Genomic DNA, 18024 nt, shown 5'->3' with positions numbered 1-18024 from the left:
TCAGTTTGTTAAATGCATAACCATATTGCTTTCCATTGCAAACTTGATAGTGACTCGCTCTCGACGACTGTTTTTAGCCTACTATTTTGGAGATTGTATGTTCAATATGAAATGGATTTTGACATTGTGCTTATTTGTTTTTGCACCTTTTAGCATGGCTGCGGATTCAGCCACTGACAAATATGAAGGAATTGAAATTACTGTAAATATCAACACGGCCACTGCTGAAGAAATTGCGACCATGTTGAAAGGTATAGGTGAGAAGAAAGCGCAGAGTATAGTGGACTACCGCGAGGAACATGGCCCTTTTAAAACGGCAGCAGATTTGAAGAGCGTAAAAGGCATAGGTGAAGCGACAGTTAAGAAAAACGAAGACCGCATTTTACTGTAGCTTGATGTATTGCAGATATTGAGTCTGAATTCAGAACAATATCTGTTTCCCTATTACTGCTTTCCCGAACCAGCCCCTCTTTCGTGGTTCGGGATTTTTTATCCGAATAAACGACGGCGAAGGCCTTTTTCCAGTAAAGCCATTACTAACCCACCGAGTGCGCCAAACATATGAGCATCAATAGCAACGTTTGCACCGATAAGCTCAGCAGTACTGCTGGATGGGCCATAGACCTGCTCCCATGCTACTTTGGCGATTAGTCCTCCAACTAACAACACACTGCTTCTTCTGCTTTCAAAGACTTCTCTGAGCGCCCAAAATCCAAACAATCCGTGTAATACGCCGGATAAACCCACGTATACCGACATGTTGGTAAACAAATTCAGCGCACCAACACATGCACATAAGATTGAAAAAACGATAAGGAAGTTACGAGTGCTTGGGCGAAAAATAAAAGTAATGATCCACAATCCGGCGAGGTTCATTCCTAAGTGCGCAAAGTTGGTATGTGTGAGATTTCCTGTTACGATTCGCCACCATTCACCATGGCGTATATTGTAGCTGTGCCACTCGGTTAGGCTTGCCATTGGTTCAAATTGAAGTATCAAACAGATCACGCTGATAATACTCAGCAAGGTATAAAGGTTCACTCTATGTCTCGTTATTGTTCTCGTTGTGGAAAATCGCAAAAAGCGTGTATTTGCCAATGGATTGTACCGCTGGCAAGCGAGGTAGAACTTATCATTCTTCAGCACACGAGTGAAGAACATCGTCCGCTTGGTACGGCACGGATTCTCAATTTGAGTTTAGATAACTGTATTTGTTTGATAGGAGAGGACTTTTCTTGTGATGATGCCTTAAATCACTTATTAGCGGATGAGTCATATCAACATTTTGTTCTTTACCCATCAGAAGAGTCACGATGCATTTCTGAAATCACTCAAGCGAGTCATAGTGTATCTAAGAAAATACGTTTGATTTTGCTCGATGGTACGTGGAAAAAAGCGTACAAAATGTGGCAACTCTCAAGCAACTTACATCCACTCCCAACCGTGCAGTTGCCTAAGCAACTACAAGGGCACTACACCATTCGTAAGGCGCCCTCTGAGAATAGCTTATCGACTGTCGAGGCTGGTTATCATTCGCTTCGCTTGCTTGAACCCGAGCGCGACTTTACACCGCTTATGCATGCCTTTGAAAATATGATCGAATTCCAAATCGCCCAGATGCCTCCGGGCGTTTTTGAAAAGAATTACTTGAAAGGTTGAGTGTTACTAAAGAACGATGGAAGAGAAAAGTTGGCGGTGTAGCTTTTGCGCGTGACCATCGGTCATTGCAGAAATATAATCGGCGATGACCCTCATCTTATTGCTCTCGCTCTTCGCCTGACACCACAGATCTTTTGTATGAACGGGTAGTAATCGCTCTGGGTCTGCTGTTAACGCTTCAAAAATATCCATAATAATTTGCTGACCCTTATACTCAACGATCTGAACCTGCGGGACTTGGATAACGAAGGTGCTGACAAAGTGCTTGAGTACGTCAAGTGCACGTGCCATCTGTGGTTCTAAACACGCATTCCAAGACAGTAACGGGTTATTAAACGGCTCATCCACCGCTTTGATTGAAATGCTGGTCAGTAGCGCGTTAACCATACCACCGATGGCATCTTTCCGCTCATGGTGCTTACCGCTAAATAGCATCTGTCCGATGGAATCGATATGAGCTTCAAACCACGGGTCGCCACAGTCCGCTAATTGACTTGCTGCGCCTTCTTGCCATTGCTGACGTGTCACCATACCAAGTACGATTGCATCTTCTAAATCATGAACACCGTAGGCGATATCATCTGCTAGCTCCATGATTGAGCAATCGAGTGATTTAAAACGCGTTTTACTGTGCTCAAACTCCGATTCTGGCGTTGAACGCATCAGACTAAGCAATGCCTTGTCGTTGTCAGAAAGCGGTGCAATTACCCAATCAAATAAGTCTTTATCACAATCATAAATGCCTTTAGCTGGGCTCCAATCTTTTGCTTTTAGTTTACGTTGATGCTCGGCTGGTTGAGGCAACTTGACGGAGCGTGTTTGACTAATGAGGGCAGGGTACTTAATCAAACCAAGCAGTGTGCGGCGTGATAAATTCATTCCGAAATGCTCGGTATAAGGCTCTAACTTAGTGACGATACGAAAGGTTTGGGCGTTCCCCTCGAAGCCGCCATGTTCGCGCATTACGTAGTTTAGAGCGACTTCTCCCCCATGACCGTATGGAGGATGCCCGATGTCGTGAGCCAAACATAATGAATCAATTAAGCTGTCTGATGGTAATAGTTCACGGAACTCTGGTTGTTTTTTCTTTAACTGGGCGACGATACCGGTCCCGAGTTGCGACGCTTCTAAGGAGTGCGTTAACCGACTGCGGTGAAAGTCTTCCAAGCTATTGCCGTGTACTTGGGTTTTTGCTTGTAGGCGTCGAAATGCAGCCGAGTGAAGAATGCGCGCTCGGTCTCGTTGGTACGGGCTCCGATGGTCGTCTCGACGGATTTTATGCTCATCATCATGGCGCTCTTGCCATTGCGGGTGTAATTCAAACGACACGATTATCTCCGTAAGCTAACTGATTTCATCTAACGATAATTCGAAACTTGGGGCAAAGGTATTGAGAAAGTAATCCATTTCAGGCGTTCTGCGTTCTTGCAAAGTGACGTCTAAGCGTTTTTTTGCCAGAGCGAACTCATGGTTGCCGGCGCTTAGTTCTTCAAGACATTTTAAATAGGCACAGATGGAATCGGCTTGCTTAACGATTTTTGCGTCCTCTTCATGTGCAGAGTGAGAAAGAAGATAGGGGGCAAAATCATCGTGGAACTCTTCCGGTAACATTGAGAGTAATTTTTGTTCCGCTGCCGATTCTATCTTCTTATATTCTTTGGCAATTTCAGGGTTGTAATACTTCACTGGAGTTGGAAGATCACCCGTTAATACTTCACTGGAATCATGGTACATGGCAAGAATAGCGATGCGTTCTGGATTAAGGTTGCCGCCGAACTTTTTGTTTTTAATGAGGGCAAGGGCATGAGCGACAAAAGCAACTTGTAAGCTATGCTCTGAAACGTTTTCTGGTGAGACGGACCGCATTAAAGGCCAGCGTTGGATCAGCTTCATTCGAGCCAGGTGGGCGAAAAAATGGCTTTCTTTCATGGCTTTCTCCGTTTCTGGTGTAAAAAAGGAACTCACTAGGAGTTCCTCTAAGCATATGAGAGATCAGCACTAATTACTACCAGTGATTCATTACTGCCTGTAGGTTGATAGGAATCTTTCAAAACGTCCAATGGCGATTTCTAGATCTTCAACGTGCGGTAGTGTCACGATGCGGAAGTGGTCTGGTTTTGGCCAGTTAAAGCCGGAACCTTGCACCAGTAAGACTTTCTCTTGTTTTAAGAAATCTAAAACCATCTGTTGATCGTTCTTGATGTTGTACATTTTAGTGTCGATTTTCGGGAAGAGGTACATCGCACCCTTAGGTTTGACACAAGAAACACCAGGAATCTGATTGATCAGTTCATACGCTCGGTTGCGCTGCTCTAACAAGCGTCCGCCAGGTAAAATCAGTTCATTGATACTCTGGTATCCACCTAACGCGGTTTGAATGGCATGTTGCATTGGTACGTTTGCACATAAACGCATCGATGAAAGCAGCTCCAAGCCATTCACGTACCCTTGAGCCAGATGTTTAGGCCCCGTTAGGAACATCCAGCCACCACGGAAACCACAAACACGGTAGGCTTTTGAAAGGCCATTGAATGTCATGACTAGCACGTCTTCAGTGAGTGTGGCGACTGAGGTATGTGTTGCACCGTCGTACAACACTTTGTCGTAGATCTCATCTGCGAAAATGATCAGTTTGTGCTGGCGTGCTATCTCAATCACTTCAAGTAGGAAGTCACGGCTGTATACCGCACCTGTCGGGTTGTTCGGGTTGATCAGAACAATGCCACGTGTCTTTGGTGTGATTTTCTTTTTGATATCTTCAAGGTCTGGGTACCAGTCAGCCTCTTCATCACATAGGTAGTGAACCGGCTTACCACCAGATAGTGCAACTGAAGCTGTCCATAGCGGATAGTCTGGTGCTGGGATCAGCATTTCGTCGCCATTGTTTAATAGCGCTTGCATGGCCATTACGATCAACTCAGACACGCCGTTACCTACATACACATCTTCGACATCTAGCGAGCGTATACCTTTACGCTGATAGTGTTGGACCACAGCTTTACGAGCAGAGTAAATACCTTTGGAATCACAATAGCCTTGAGAAGTCGGCAGATTACGAATCACGTCGACTAAAATCTCATCAGGGGCGTCAAAACCAAATGGGGCAGGGTTACCAATGTTTAGCTTTAGGATTTTATGCCCTTCTTCCTCCATGCGCTTAGCATGTTTGAGTACAGGACCCCTAATGTCGTAGCAGACATTGTCGAGTTTTGACGACATCCCGATATTTTGCATTGTTTAATTCCTAAAAATTCGTTAATTTCTTTATTAAAATACAATAATTTGTTTTTTATTAGAATATATATCTGTAAATAATCTGTCTGCTGGTTAAGTTTTGCTCGCTTGCTATCACAGGATTTTGCAAAAGATCGCATACGACCTTGATTTGCTTTGGGTCTAAACTTAGAGTAGCCGTCAGTTACCATTTATCCTCACATACAACGAGGTTGATTTGTCACAGTTCCATCAAGCCGTAAAGAGAATTATCGAGCGAGTTCAGCAATCGGAAGGCAATCAAACACGTCTGGTCGAGCCCCTTAGCGAGAAACCTAATTTCTCATTTATTGATTGGCTTGATGCACAACCACTTTTCCCTAAGTTTTATTGGCAGTCCCGCGATACACGTGAAGAGGTCGTTGCACTAGGGCAATTGCACGCTTTTGTTGAGCCAGGTCCTGCTTATACCATTCTAGGTGAAGGGCAAAGAGTCTGGGGCGGGCGCTCTTTTGATGGACAGCATGAGAAGAATCGTCGCTGTATGCCTTCTTTTTTCTTTTTGCCTCAAATTGAGTTAATTCGTTTTGACCATCAGTGGTCTCTCGCAGTTAATATTTCAGAAGACAAATCGCGAACTCTAGCTGGGTTGAATAAACTGGTTTGTGAGGTCGCGACCTTAGCTCCAATTTCGTCTCACATCCGCTCTATTGTTCATACGCCAAGTCAGCCTCAATGGAATGAGTTAGTTCATAAGGTTCTGACTGGTATAGAGAATGATGATTTTAAGAAAGTGGTTTTAGCGCGTCGTTCTACCGTGCAGCTTGATAACACATTAAGTGCTGCACGGCTACTTAAAGCAAGTTACTTAAATAACCATCATAGCTTCCATTTTATGCTGAGCTTAGACAGTAAGCACAGTTTTATGGGGTCTACGCCAGAACGTTTGTATTCTCGCGTAGGGCATGAGCTACATACCGAAGCGTTAGCAGGTACGATTGGTCGGGGAGACAATGCCACTCAAGATATGGAGTTGGCGAATTGGTTATCCCAAGACCAAAAGAACCTGAACGAAAACCAGTATGTGGTGGACGACATCATTGACCGTCTATCACCACATTCTGAAGTGGTTGAAGTGGAAGCTGAACCGAGTTTGGTCAGATTACGAAAAGTGCAGCACCTTAAGCGAAATATTCACGCTAGTCTAAGAGCGGGGATAAATGGTGTTCAGTTGTTATCGGCGCTTCAGCCAACAGCGGCGGTTGCTGGCTTACCCCGACAAGAGTCTATGCAGTTTATTCTTGATAATGAGCCTTTTGCACGCGGCTGGTACGCGGGGTCAATGGGTTACATCAGCCATGAACGAGCAGAGTTTTGTGTCGCAATCAGAAGTGCGCTTGTGCTCGGTGAGCAAGTACAACTGTTTGCGGGCGCAGGGATTGTTCCAGGCTCCATTGCAGAACATGAGTGGGCAGAACTTGATAAGAAAATGTCGACGTTACTTACGCTGATTTCTGATCATCCGCCATTGGGAGTCGCATCATGAGTCATGACCAAGCGGTGCTCAATCGAGTTTGGTCAGAAACCATATTGATTGAGCTTCAGCGATTTGGCGTTAAGCATGTTTGTATCGCTCCCGGATCTCGTTCTACGCCTTTAACTTTAGAAGCGGCAGAACAGTCCGACTTTTCCATTCATACTCATTTTGATGAGCGTGGATTGGGCTTTATGGCTCTTGGTTTAGCGAAAGCTACTCAGGAACCCGTGGCAATTATCGTTACCTCTGGTACGGCAGTGGCGAACTTATTACCGTCGGTTGCCGAAGCCAAACTTACTGGTGAAAAACTGGTGCTGCTGACAGCAGATCGTCCAGTAGAACTTGTCGGCTGTGGTGCAAACCAAGCGATAAATCAATTGGGTATTTTTTCACATCATGTTTCGGCCAGTTTGAATTTACCAAGCCCAAATTTAGCAACGTCGCTTAACTGGTTGCTGACCTCTGTTGACGAAGTGATGTTTACTCAGCAATTGCAGGGTAGTGCCGTTCATATTAATTGTGCATTTCCAGAGCCTTTGTATTCCAACGGCGCAAAAGCGGATTATCAAACCTACTTAGATTCGGTCGCCGGATGGCGAAAAGGAAGCGGCACTTATACTCAGCGTTTTAGCCATTTGTCACAGGCGAACATCCCGCCTTTTTCAGACAAAAAAGGCTTGGTTGTGATTGGCAGCTTACCGCTTGAACAAGCGAAGTCGGCGCAGGCATTTGCACAAAAGATGGGATGGCCAGTACTTGCAGACTCGCAAAGTGGTCTCAGTTCGGATTGGGCGTATTACGATGTATGGCTTCAACTTCCCGAGTTCGCAAACGAGCTTGAATCTTGTGAACTTATTATCCAATTTGGTAGCCGAATCATCTCCAAACGTTTGAACCAATGGATTGATAAACAAGTATCGAAAAATCAACAAAGTAAAGACGTTCAGTATTGGTATGTCTCACCTTGTATGGACCGGAATAACCAAAATCATCTGGCGCAAATGCACTGGGTTGAGCCTCCTAAAACGTGGGTTTCTCGCATTAGTTTTGAGAAGTCAATATTTGCTGGGTGGGCTGATAGGTTAGCGAATGACGTTAAGCGAGTTCATCAACGTATCGAAGAAGCCTTCCTATCTGATTCAGCGTCTGCCATTGACGAAATTGCGTTGGCAGCAGACATCAACGAGCGCACAAAGAACGTAGATGTTTTCTTGGGTAATAGCTTGTTTGTTCGGCTTGTTGATATGTACGGAAAATTGGATGGTGTAGAGGTTTTCACTAATCGAGGCGCGTCAGGGATTGACGGTTTGTTTGCTGCGGCATCAGGCGTGCAACGGGCAAGAGGTAATCCGTTACTTATGTATATCGGTGACACAGCAGCACTTTATGATCTCAATTCTCTGGCGCTATTTTCTCACAATAAACTGCCGGCGATACTTGTTGTTACTAATAATGACGGCGGTGCGATTTTTGATATGTTGCCAGTACCACCAGAGCGCAGAACGACATATTATCAAATGCCTCATGGTTATCAGTTTGAACACGCGGCAAAGCAGTTTGGTTTGGCGTATTTGCATGTTTCTACACTGGAGCAATTCCAATCATCTGTAAAAGAGCATTTATGTCACGGCCAAGGAACGTTGCTGGTCGAGGTTCAAGCCCCATCTAACCAAGCTGCTGAGACACTCAAGGCATTTAATAAGAGTCTGAATGCTTTACTTTGAACGTTTCCCTGTATTAGAAAAACACCAAAGTAGAACGTTGCCTACTCTGGTGTTTTTGCATGGTTTGCTTGGTAGCGGTGAAGACTGGCAATCGTGTATCAACGCGTTACCCGAGTATGAACGTGTTACGGTTGACCTCCCTGGTCATGGGCATAGCCAATCTATTTCTTGCAGCGATCTGAATGATTGCTGCAAACTTCTTGGTTCCACACTATCTTTATTATTTCCCTCACAACAACCACTTATTTTGATTGGTTACTCTATGGGCGGCCGCATTGCGATGCATGGTATTGCCCATCAATGCTTTCCAGATCTCAATATTGCGGGCGCGATTGTTGAAGGGGGAAACTTCGGGCTTCAAACTGAGTCAGAGAAACAGGTGAGATTAGAGAATGATGCTCGCTGGGCAATGCGTTTCAAAACTGAACCACTTGAACGTGTTTTGAACGATTGGTACCAACAAGCGGTGTTTTCTTCACTAAACCATGAGCAAAGACAAACATTCATTGCGAAGCGAAGTGATAATCTTGGCTCAGCGGTGGCGAATACGTTGATGGCGACATCGTTAGCCAAACAGGCATATTTGTTGCCCTCACTGCAAAAGCAGAACATACCAGTGTATTACTTGTGTGGTGAGAAAGACCAAAAATTTAGCCAACTGGCACAACGTAGCGGGTTGGCGTATCAACAAGTTGAAGGCGCTGGTCATAACGTCCATCAAGAGCAGCCCAAACAGTTTGCGATACATATCAAGCAAATAATTCAGTCTCACTTTGGTGAGAGTAACGAGAACAATGGGAATCACCATGGCTAAAACAGTAGGCATTTCTGAAGAAGAACTTTACGCTCCGGTTCAATGGAAAGATTGCAGCGAGAAATACGAGGACATTCATTATCACAAGTCTGTAGATGGTATCGCGAAAATCACTATTGCACGTCCTCAAGTGCGTAACGCGTTTCGTCCTCAAACGGTAAAAGAGATGATTGATGCGTTGGCAGATGCACGCTACGACTCTGGTGTTGGCGTGATCATTCTGACAGGTCTAGGTGAAGACGCATTCTGTTCTGGCGGCGACCAGAAGATCCGTGGCGACTACGGCGGCTATAAAGACGACCAAGGTACGCACCACCTAAACGTATTGGACTTCCAACGCGATATTCGTACTTGTCCAAAACCAGTTATTGCATCGGTAGCTGGTTGGGCTGTTGGCGGTGGTCATGTACTGCATATGATGTGTGATCTAACAATTGCAGCTGACAACGCTCAATTTGGTCAAACAGGCCCTAAAGTGGGTTCATTTGACGGAGGTTGGGGCGCATCTTACATGGCTCGCATCGTAGGCCAAAAGAAAGCTCGCGAAATTTGGTTCCTATGTCGTTTCTACAATGCTCAAGAAGCAGTAGACATGGGCCTAGTAAACACAGTTGTACCACTAGCGGATCTAGAGAAAGAAACCGTTCGTTGGTGTCGTGAAGTACTACAGCACAGCCCAATGGCACTGCGTTGCTTAAAAGCTGCATTAAACGCGGACTGTGATGGCCAAGCGGGTCTGCAAGAGCTAGCGGGTAACGCAACGATGATGTTCTACATGACTGATGAAGGCCAAGAAGGTCGTAACGCCTTTAACGAGAAGCGTCGCCCAGACTTCGATAAATTCCCTCGCAACCCATAATCCGTCTAAATGAGGAGCGTGTTAGCTCCTCTGTTCCTTTTTTCCTGAGCGCCTCGCCCTCTGGGAGGCTGGTGGGATTGCTCGTCAGAACGCTCAAATATACGGCATTACATAGGACTTGAATTATGCGTGAAGCGAAAATTTATCGTTATAGCTTGCCCATGGATAGTGGTGTCATCCTACGTGACAACAAGCTAACCGAACGTGTTGGTTATGTGGTTGCGCTTTCCGAAGATGGTAAAACAGGGCTTGGAGAAGTTGCTCCTCTTCCTAGTTTTAGCTTAGAGAGCACCGAAGATGCGGGTGTTCAGCTACAAGAACAGGCGGAGCGTTGGGTAGCAGAGTTGGATGTGGATTATGCCAATATGTACCCGTCGGTTGCGTTTGGTTTATCGATGGCACAGCTTGAATTAGCTGGTGGCTTACCACAACAAGGTAAATACCAAACAGCGCCACTATGCACTGGCGACCCAGATGAGCTCATTCCAAAGCTGAACGAGATGGAAGGTGAGAAAGTCGCTAAGGTGAAAGTTGGACTTTATGAGCCAATTCGCGATGGCATGCTTGTGAACCTTTTTCTTGAATCAATCCCTCAATTAACGCTTCGACTCGATGCCAATCGCGCTTGGACACCAGAAAAAGCGCAGCAGTTCGCTAAGTACATTGCTCCGTCTCTGCGTCAACGAATCACGTTTCTAGAAGAGCCGTGCCGCTCTCCTGGCGATAGTCTCTCTTTTGCGATTAATACTGGTATTGCTATCGCTTGGGATGAAACATTGCAAGATGCGGTTCGTCGTGAAGATTTCCGTCTTGAAGATCTAACTGGTGTGAAAACGATCATCATCAAACCCACACTCATTGGTTCAGTGGATTTTTGTATTACACTGATAGAGAAAGCGAAGTCACTGGGGATGAAAGCAGTGATTAGCTCGAGCATTGAATCCAGTCTCGGTTTAACTCAATTAGCGCGCTTTGCCCAATGGCAGCTGCCTGATGAAGTTCCAGGTTTGGATACGATTGGCTTATTCAAAGCTCAGCTAGAGCAGGGCTGGCCTAAGTGTGAACTTCCCGTACTTCCTCTAAAAGACCAGGAGATTGTGTGGCATTCTGCGTAGACAATATTGCGAAGGCACCATGGAAATATTGGGCTCAAACGAGCCCTTTTTCTATTGCACTCAAGACATCAACAGAAGTATTAAACTGGCAACAACTCTCGAAGCGTATTGACCAATACACTCACTATTTGAATGACTTGGGTGTAACTCGGGGGGATGTGCTGACTTTGGTTGGCAAGAACCAAGTAGAAACACTGTTGTTTTATCTTGCCTCCAAACAGTTAGGCGCGCTCGCTGCGCTGACCATGGAACAACCACTAGATAAGTTGCAGGGTAAGCTTGCTACACTTTACAGGCCTGATCAAACTCGGTTTATCTGGTTTTCTCAGGAGTGCGCTTCGACCTTTTCTGAACATGATATACAAAAACTCAAGGCAACATTGCTTTCACCGCCTGTAGTATCACAGCAAGAGAGTGATTCGTTGACTGAAGATAGCTATCATCATGACCGGCTCGCTTCAGTAGTATTTACTTCTGGCTCTACAGGGGAGCCTAAAGCTGTGGTTCATACACATCGACAGCATCTTGCGTCTGCAGAGGGCTTGTTGCAGGAGTTCATTTTCACTCAGCAAGATGCTTGGCTATTATCGCTTCCGCTGTATCACGTCTCTGGATTGGCGATTGTCTATCGTTGGCTATATGTCGGAGCAACACTAAAAGTCGGTTCAGGGAAACTTGTTGATGATGTTCAGGGCGTATCACACGCTTCTTTGGTTGCGACTCAGCTCAAACGGTTATTGGATGATGATGCACATTTGTCATTGACACATGTGCTACTTGGCGGCAGCCACGTTGATCACGAGTTGGCACTACGAGCAACAGGGCAAGGCATTGAGACATGGTTAGGTTATGGGATGACGGAGGCGGCCTCTACCGTTACCGCAAAGAGAATTGACAGCACCAGTAATGCTGGACATGTATTGAAGCACCGTAAGATAAAATTAGTTGACCAACGCATTTTTATTGGCGGTAAGACATTAGCGGCAGGGTATTTCCATCAAGGACATGTTACCCCATTTCTGGATGAGAAAGGCTGGTTTGACAGCAAAGATCTTGGCGAGTGGCAAGGTAATGAATTAAAGATAATCGGCCGTGCCGACAATCAGTTTATCTCTGGTGGTGAGAATATCCATTGTGAAGAGATTGAAGCCGCTTTGAACCAAATTGATGGTGTAGTGCAGAGTATAGTGGTTCCAGTCGAAGACGCGGAGTTTGGTCATAGACCAGTAGCTGTGATTCAGACCAATGGATTGCGCAGCAAGTCGGAGTATGACCAGCACTTGCAATCAAAGTTAGAGAAGTTTAAATGGCCAGTGGAATACCATGTAATGCCACTAACTCTACTAGAAGGTGGGATCAAAATTTCACGTAAGGCCGTGAAAGAGTGGCTACTGTCATCACTTCAGCATTAGTCAATTTTGCTATGTATTAGTCATAAAGAGAATTTCGTATCCTTATAACTCTGAATCATAATTATGCTTCTTCGTGGAGAGAAAATGCATAAGGTTCAGGATGGCAAAGCTAGTTTTAATTGCGGCAGTAGCACTACAAATTGGTATCGCGATAAGTAGTGAAGGGCTAGCCCGCTCTCTTGCAGAGCTAACGGCATTTTTGATCGCTATTGCGTTGGTCGTTATATACAAAAATAGCAAACGGGAAATGCCGTCCCCTCAACGCGATAAGCAGACCACCAATATCTAAAACAGTAACCAACTTAGAGAAGTGGTCGAAATTAACACCCACAGAGTCACACCAAACAACAGTGGCTTAGCTCCAGCAGACTTTAGTTTTGAAATTGAAATGCTACAACCTATCAAGAACAGACATACAACCAACGCTTGCTTTGCTCCAATGAAAATGCCGTGATAGACCATTTCAAATTGAGGAAAGAAGTCGCTAAACGCGATAGCTGCACAGTACCAAAAAATGAAATAAGGGATAGCTAGTTTTTTCTTTCCATTCTCTTTTTGGCCTCTTGAAAAGATGACGGCACTGATCAAAGCAACAGGAATGATCCATAAAGCGCGCGCGAGTTTCAATGTTGTTGCCGTAGTTAGCGCTTCTTCCCCATAGGCCGAGGCAGCCCCGACAACAGAAGATGTGTCATGAATGGCAATCGCAGCCCATGTGCCAAACGTGTGTTGATCTAGCCCTAAAGCATGTCCAATCACAGGAAACACAAAGAGTGCAATGGAGTTCAGGACAAATACCGTTGCCAGTGCTAATCCAATCTGCTCGTCTTTCGCTTTAATCGCCGGTGCCACAGCAGCAATTGCGCTACCACCACAAATTGCAGTACCTGATGAGATTAAGTAAGCGGTTACTCGCTCCAATTTAATTACCCTGGCAATGAGAGTGCCCATGATCAGTGTGCCTGTAATAGTGGCGATGATCAGGCCGATACCATCCGATGTGACTGCAAGTGCTTGCTCAAAGTTGATGCCAAAGCCTAAGCCAATAATCGAGTAAGACAGCAGCTTTTTAGTAAAAGAAGCGATGGGCAGCTCGGAAGGCACAAAACCAAAACTTGCGAGTAGAAAACCGATAACTAGAGCAATAGGAGAGGAGGCAAGGGGGGTTAAACAAAAAAGTAACGCCAATCCAAACAGGAGGTAGTTTCTATTCAAGGTTTTTATTCGCTGTTGTGAATGAAAGGGAGAGTATATCGCACTGGGTGTGGTCAGTTTGTCTTAATGATTTGAACACATGTTCAGTTATCCTAAACATGTGTTCAAGTGTATTTATCGCCAGTCGCCTCTGAGTTGATGCACTTTATCGAACATTGTTTTTGCCGTTGCCTCATTTGGTGGCACCGGTTGTCCTGCTTCAATTTCTAGCTTTGACCAAAATCGAGTCGGTAAGCCACAGCATGCGCGACCTTTTGCGCGGCTGAAATAGCTTCCCCATAAGCCTTTAAGTGCAACAGGTATGACGGGTACTGGGCTACGACGTAGAATGATATCAATACCGCGCATGAATTCATTCATTTCACCATCTGAAGTTAATCTTCCTTCAGGGAAAATACAGACGATATGACCTTCGCTTAGCGCGGCTTCCACATCGTTAAATGCACGTCTAATAGAGCTTCTGTTACTCGCTGAAATTGGAATTACCCCAGTTCGACGTAAAAAGCGCCTTAATGGAGGTAGGTTGGCGTAATCTTCCTCCATCACAAAACGAATCAACCTTGGGCATACTGCACTAAGTAGCAATGCATCCATGTAGCTTACATGATTACATACAATCAATGCCCCACCATGCTCGGGTAGGTTGTGTAGATTCTTATGCTTAACTCGATAGATGGTGTGCGTAAGCATCCACATGACAAAGCGAACTACAAAAATAGGAATTTGCAAAAAGATGTAAGCGGCAACTAAGAAATTTAAAATGGCTAACAATGCAAACAGCTGAGGAATTGTCATCTTGATTACACTTAGGCACACAATACCTAAGACAGCGCTGCCGACCATAAACAGAGAGTTAAAAATGTTGAGCCCTGCGATGACTTGAGCACGTTCGGTTTCCTTTGCTCGATGCTGCATTAATGCGTAAAGAGGCACAATAAACAAACCGCCCGAAGCGCCAATCATTAATAGGTAGAAAAATAATGGCCAAAAAGGCTCATATCTAAAGAAGTCTACAAAGTTATGGAAAACAGGTAGATCATTGGGAATGGAAGTGGCCATTAGGTACCCAAATACCGTAATGCCAAAGGCACCAATTGGCACAATACCGACTTCGATACGATGGTTTGAGATCCAATTGCAAAGTAGCGACCCTAGCGCGATACCAATGGAAAATAGAGCGAGCAAGAAAGACACCGCACTCTCGGTGCCATTTAGGTAAATCTTAGTGAAATTCGGGAATTGTGTTAGATATGCGGCGCCTAAAAACCAAAACCAACTTATTGCCATTATGCATTGAAAAACAACTCGATCGGATTTGGCGATAGAGAGCGTGTGTTTGGTTTGCTTGTATGGTTGCCAACGAAAAGAGAGATTGGGCGCGCTGGCTGCAGCAAAGGGGATTGAGCGGCTCGACAAGTAGCCTAACAATGCGAAGATCACGACACAAAATGCGGCGAGGTATTTTGCGTTGTCTGCAGAGGCTATAATCCCAGCGCCTAAGGTGCCAATAAGGATGGCGATAAAGGTACCAGCTTCAACAAGAGCGTTGCCGGGCACTAACTCTTTAGCATTTAACTTTTGAGGCAAAAGGGCATATTTAACTGGGCCAAAAAATGCTGACTGTGTGCCCATTAAAAACAGTAGCAATAAAAGCACACCATAACTTTCGGTTATGAATCCGATGGCACCTAACAGCATGATGGCTATTTCAAATAGTTTGACCTTACGAATAAACCATGACTTTTCATATTTGTCGGCTAATACGCCAGCGGAAGCAGAGAACAGAAAGAACGGTAGAATGAACAAGCCTGCCGCAAGGTTGATGAACAAATTGCTCGAAATAGGCAGTGCACTGGAGCCAGCGAATGCGACAAACAACAGCAAAACGTTTTTAAAAATATTGTCGTTGAAAGCGCCAAAAAATTGAGTAATGAAATAGGGCAGGAATTTTCTCTGCGTAAGTAAGGACGGCTGTCTGTCGGATGACATGTATAATCCTTTGTTACCAGTTCGTGAGGTAGTTGGAAAGAAGATTACTGATCAACTCTTTGCCATCAATCGGTTCACTAGAGAAAAACTTATCATCAACACTGAGTAAAGTAATGCCATGTACGCCAGACCAAAGGACTCGACTCGCTTGAATCACTTCGGATTCAGTACGATGTGGTGCGATTTGAGCCAATAGTGACTCTAGCATTCCCGTCATACCATCGATACGTTTGGCATGCCATTCCGGAAGTTCTGCTCCATTCATGTTGTGTTCGAACACTAACTGCCAACGGTATGGGTGTTTTTGAGCAAAATCGTGGTAGCAATAAGCGAGTTCAAAAAGCGCTTGATGGGAGTCTTTGCTGTCATTAGTCGCTTTGCGTGCTTCTTGAGATAACTCATCTAAAGTTTGAGCGACAACATGAAGCAACAACAAACTATAATTACCAAAAACATTTACCAATGTGCTTGGCACGTAACCAATCATGTTAGCGATTTTACGAAGACTGAGTTCGTGGTAAGAATTCTCATCTAAAAAGTTTTTGACCGTTGTTAACGTCAAATTCACTAACTCTTCTCGGGTGTGATCGTTTCTGCGCGCCATACTCTCAAACTACTTTATTGAACATCGTTCAATATGATAGTCAGCTACCTATTAACCGTCAACAAGGCAATGTGTCCAAGTGCCCTCAAGGTGTAGGATTCTGAGCTGTGTCACTGATTCTAATTCAAGTAAAACAATCTGGAGTATTAGTGAACTTATTCCATACTTTTTTTACATTGATCAAGCGCCTTCAGCTGAATTGTAAGCAGTGTGAGCAGTCTGCATTTTTGGCAATATTCTGATACATGTCAGCTTCTATAAGCTATTTTCATCAATCGGTATACAGAGTATGATGACTTAAAAATCATCTTTGGCGTGCTACTGTTTGAAACAACGATTGTTTCGTCTTGAAAATGGGGCACTATCTTAGATAGCTAACTTTAAGGATAACGATGAAACGTTTATTTTCTATTGTTGCTTTATTGATGTTTACTGTTGCTGTAACGCCTATCGCGGAAGCGAAGAAGTTTGGTGGCAGTAAGTCTTTCGGTAAGAGCTACAAAACTGCACCAGCACCGAAACAACAGCAACAAAACACCAATACGGTCGGCAAAGATCAGACGACAAAGTCTTCAAGTAAGAAAGGCCTTATGGGTGGTCTGCTAGGCGGACTTCTTGCTGGTGGTCTACTTGCTGCATTCTTTGGCGGTGCTTTTGAAGGTATCCAGTTTATGGATATCCTAATTATTGGTTTGATTGCCTTTGTCATCTTTAAACTAATGCGCGGTATGCTAGGTGCGAAGCAGGGCAGTATGAACCAGCATCGTCAACAGCCTGCATTTGGTGGCAACGCATCTAAGTTTGAGCAACCAAACATGCAAAACTTTGAGCAACAACCAAACACAAATAATGGTGGCTTTGGTGGTTTTGGCGCTCAAACAGACGTACCACATAACTACCCACCGGGTTTTGACCAAGCAGCGTTCATTAATGGTTCTCGTGAACACTATCGAATCCTGCAAGGTGCGTGGAATCACAACCAGCTAGAAACTATTGAAGAATATGTTTCTCCAAGCTTGTTTGAAGACCTAAAAGCAGAGCGCGCGAAGCTCGACGGTGAGCAGCATACTGACGTAATGTACGTTGATGCGGAGATCGTCCGCGCTGATTACGATGCAAATAAAGCACAGCTTAGTCTGCAGTTTAGCGGTCGTTACCGTGACACAGTAGAAGGTGTTGAAGAAGAAATCGAAGATATCTGGCACCTAGAGCGTGACTTGACTGCGCCTAATGCGCCATGGTTAATCGTTGGTATTCAAGGCTAGTCACCTTTAAACCAATTTAGTCACTAGTAAAAATCCCGCATCCCCTGCGGGATTTTTTGTATCTATCATTTATATTTCTTGTACGTGTTTTTATACAAACATCACTAATTGAGTCCGTTTGGTAATTTTGCGAGCCCACTTTTTCTAGTAAGTCCTCAAGTGTTTTCCTATTTATATTGAACATTCATATTAAGGCCATACGAACTAACAAAATCAAAATAGCTAGTACATTGTTTGTAGGGTAAAGATCTGCTCCTCAGCCTTTTGTTTGTGGAGTTTCACATGGGGTTGGTTGCTTTAGTGAGATTGAGTATAGGTTATACCAATCGTAGTAAATAACTGGTCATTCTAGCTTGTTAAAATACTCGATAACTGCGCCTTGTTCTCAAGCATTTTCCCTACGCTATTTCTGATCACTTATTTACTGTGATAGGTATTCAATCGAGCAGAGTTTCGGTTAGGAGTGAAAGGTTCGTTGTAGTAGGACTATGCTATCAAGATCCTGAAACGAAAAAAGCCAGCTCAATGAGCTGGCTTCTTCAATATGGTGGAGGGGGACGGATTCGAACCATCGAAGGCAGTGCCGGCAGATTTACAGTCTGCTCCCTTTGGCCACTC

General features: G+C 44.6%; 17 protein-coding genes. 10 read left to right on the top strand and 7 right to left on the bottom strand.

What is annotated here, in order from left to right:
- Positions 1–106: 106 nt before the first annotated feature.
- Positions 107–391 (top strand): ComEA family DNA-binding protein, encoded by a 285-nt coding sequence (locus tag R7E42_RS14695; protein WP_031777211.1) that lies wholly within the window; start codon positions 107–109, stop codon positions 389–391.
- 98 nt (positions 392–489) lie between these two features.
- Here R7E42_RS14695 and rrtA read toward each other — a convergent pair whose 3' ends face one another.
- Entirely contained in the window at positions 490–1041 is a 552-nt protein-coding gene (rrtA, locus tag R7E42_RS14690) for a rhombosortase (RefSeq protein WP_005382331.1), read from the bottom strand.
- 3 nt (positions 1042–1044) lie between these two features.
- On the opposite strand from rrtA, the gene R7E42_RS14685 reads away from it, so the two are divergent.
- On the top strand, positions 1045–1659 hold the full coding sequence (locus tag R7E42_RS14685) for a tRNA-uridine aminocarboxypropyltransferase (RefSeq protein ID WP_171344886.1): 615 nt from the start codon (positions 1045–1047) through the stop codon (positions 1657–1659).
- Positions 1660–1665: 6 nt separating this feature from the next.
- Here R7E42_RS14685 and R7E42_RS14680 read toward each other — a convergent pair whose 3' ends face one another.
- The 3 genes from R7E42_RS14680 to R7E42_RS14670 all read right to left on the bottom strand — a co-directional run bounded on the left by R7E42_RS14680 (position 1666) and on the right by R7E42_RS14670 (position 4893).
- Complete coding sequence (locus R7E42_RS14680; protein WP_170893740.1) at positions 1666–2988, bottom strand: anti-phage deoxyguanosine triphosphatase; 1323 nt, start codon at positions 2986–2988, stop codon at positions 1666–1668.
- A gap of 15 nt (positions 2989–3003) precedes the next feature.
- Positions 3004–3588: a 5'-deoxynucleotidase gene (gene yfbR, locus R7E42_RS14675; protein WP_017634778.1), complete on the bottom strand. Its 585-nt coding sequence runs from the start codon at positions 3586–3588 to the stop codon at positions 3004–3006.
- A 90-nt stretch (positions 3589–3678) separates the two neighbouring features.
- Positions 3679–4893 carry a pyridoxal phosphate-dependent aminotransferase gene (locus R7E42_RS14670; protein WP_318072779.1) on the bottom strand — a complete coding sequence of 405 codons (1215 nt, stop codon included), beginning with the start codon at positions 4891–4893 and terminating at the stop codon, positions 3679–3681.
- Positions 4894–5110: 217 nt separating this feature from the next.
- Here R7E42_RS14670 and R7E42_RS14665 point away from each other — a divergent pair, with 217 nt between their 5' ends.
- From R7E42_RS14665 to R7E42_RS14635, 7 genes are all read left to right on the top strand, one after another.
- Positions 5111–6418, top strand: coding sequence for an isochorismate synthase (locus R7E42_RS14665; protein ID WP_318072778.1), 1308 nt, complete (start codon positions 5111–5113; stop codon positions 6416–6418).
- Positions 6415–8133, top strand: coding sequence for a 2-succinyl-5-enolpyruvyl-6-hydroxy-3-cyclohexene-1-carboxylic-acid synthase (menD, locus tag R7E42_RS14660; RefSeq protein ID WP_318072777.1), 1719 nt, complete (start codon positions 6415–6417; stop codon positions 8131–8133). The genes R7E42_RS14665 and menD overlap by 4 nt, the downstream gene beginning before the upstream one ends.
- Positions 8120–8947 (top strand): 2-succinyl-6-hydroxy-2,4-cyclohexadiene-1-carboxylate synthase, encoded by an 828-nt coding sequence (gene menH / locus R7E42_RS14655; RefSeq protein ID WP_262634442.1) that lies wholly within the window; start codon positions 8120–8122, stop codon positions 8945–8947. Before menD ends, menH begins: the two co-directional genes overlap by 14 nt.
- Positions 8940–9806, top strand: coding sequence for a 1,4-dihydroxy-2-naphthoyl-CoA synthase (gene menB / locus R7E42_RS14650; protein WP_009707163.1), 867 nt, complete (start codon positions 8940–8942; stop codon positions 9804–9806). Before menH ends, menB begins: the two co-directional genes overlap by 8 nt.
- A 125-nt stretch (positions 9807–9931) precedes the next feature.
- Positions 9932–10921 carry an o-succinylbenzoate synthase gene (menC, locus tag R7E42_RS14645; RefSeq protein WP_222712390.1) on the top strand — a complete coding sequence of 330 codons (990 nt, stop codon included), beginning with the start codon at positions 9932–9934 and terminating at the stop codon, positions 10919–10921.
- The gene (menE, locus tag R7E42_RS14640; RefSeq protein ID WP_318072776.1) at positions 10906–12333 is read left to right on the top strand and encodes an o-succinylbenzoate--CoA ligase; all 1428 of its coding nucleotides are present in this window, start codon (positions 10906–10908) and stop codon (positions 12331–12333) included. The genes menC and menE overlap by 16 nt, the downstream gene beginning before the upstream one ends.
- Positions 12334–12433: 100 nt before the next feature.
- Positions 12434–12622 (top strand): hypothetical protein, encoded by a 189-nt coding sequence (locus R7E42_RS14635; protein ID WP_005382314.1) that lies wholly within the window; start codon positions 12434–12436, stop codon positions 12620–12622.
- On the opposite strand, the gene R7E42_RS14630 is transcribed toward R7E42_RS14635, so the two are convergent.
- The 3 genes from R7E42_RS14630 to R7E42_RS14620 form a co-directional block, all read right to left on the bottom strand.
- Entirely contained in the window at positions 12619–13548 is a 930-nt protein-coding gene (locus tag R7E42_RS14630) for a YeiH family protein (RefSeq protein WP_005384270.1), read from the bottom strand. The genes R7E42_RS14635 and R7E42_RS14630 overlap by 4 nt on opposite strands.
- A 114-nt stretch (positions 13549–13662) precedes the next feature.
- Positions 13663–15537, bottom strand: coding sequence for an MFS transporter (locus R7E42_RS14625; protein ID WP_025766947.1), 1875 nt, complete (start codon positions 15535–15537; stop codon positions 13663–13665).
- Between the two features lie 13 nt (positions 15538–15550).
- Positions 15551–16141, bottom strand: a complete 591-nt coding sequence (locus tag R7E42_RS14620) for a TetR-like C-terminal domain-containing protein (protein WP_318072775.1) — start codon at positions 16139–16141, stop codon at positions 15551–15553.
- Positions 16142–16533: 392 nt separating this feature from the next.
- Between R7E42_RS14620 and R7E42_RS14615 the strand changes: the two genes are divergently transcribed.
- Complete coding sequence (locus R7E42_RS14615; RefSeq protein WP_005384268.1) at positions 16534–17406, top strand: Tim44 domain-containing protein; 873 nt, start codon at positions 16534–16536, stop codon at positions 17404–17406.
- Positions 17407–18024: the final 618 nt, after the last annotated feature.

The sequence above is a fragment of the Vibrio sp. Vb1337 genome, from assembly GCF_033338715.1.
In the GTDB taxonomy this organism is placed as follows: domain Bacteria; phylum Pseudomonadota; class Gammaproteobacteria; order Enterobacterales; family Vibrionaceae; genus Vibrio; species Vibrio alginolyticus.
Note: the sequence above shows the minus strand (reverse complement) of the source record. Positions and strands in the feature narration are given on the sequence as shown.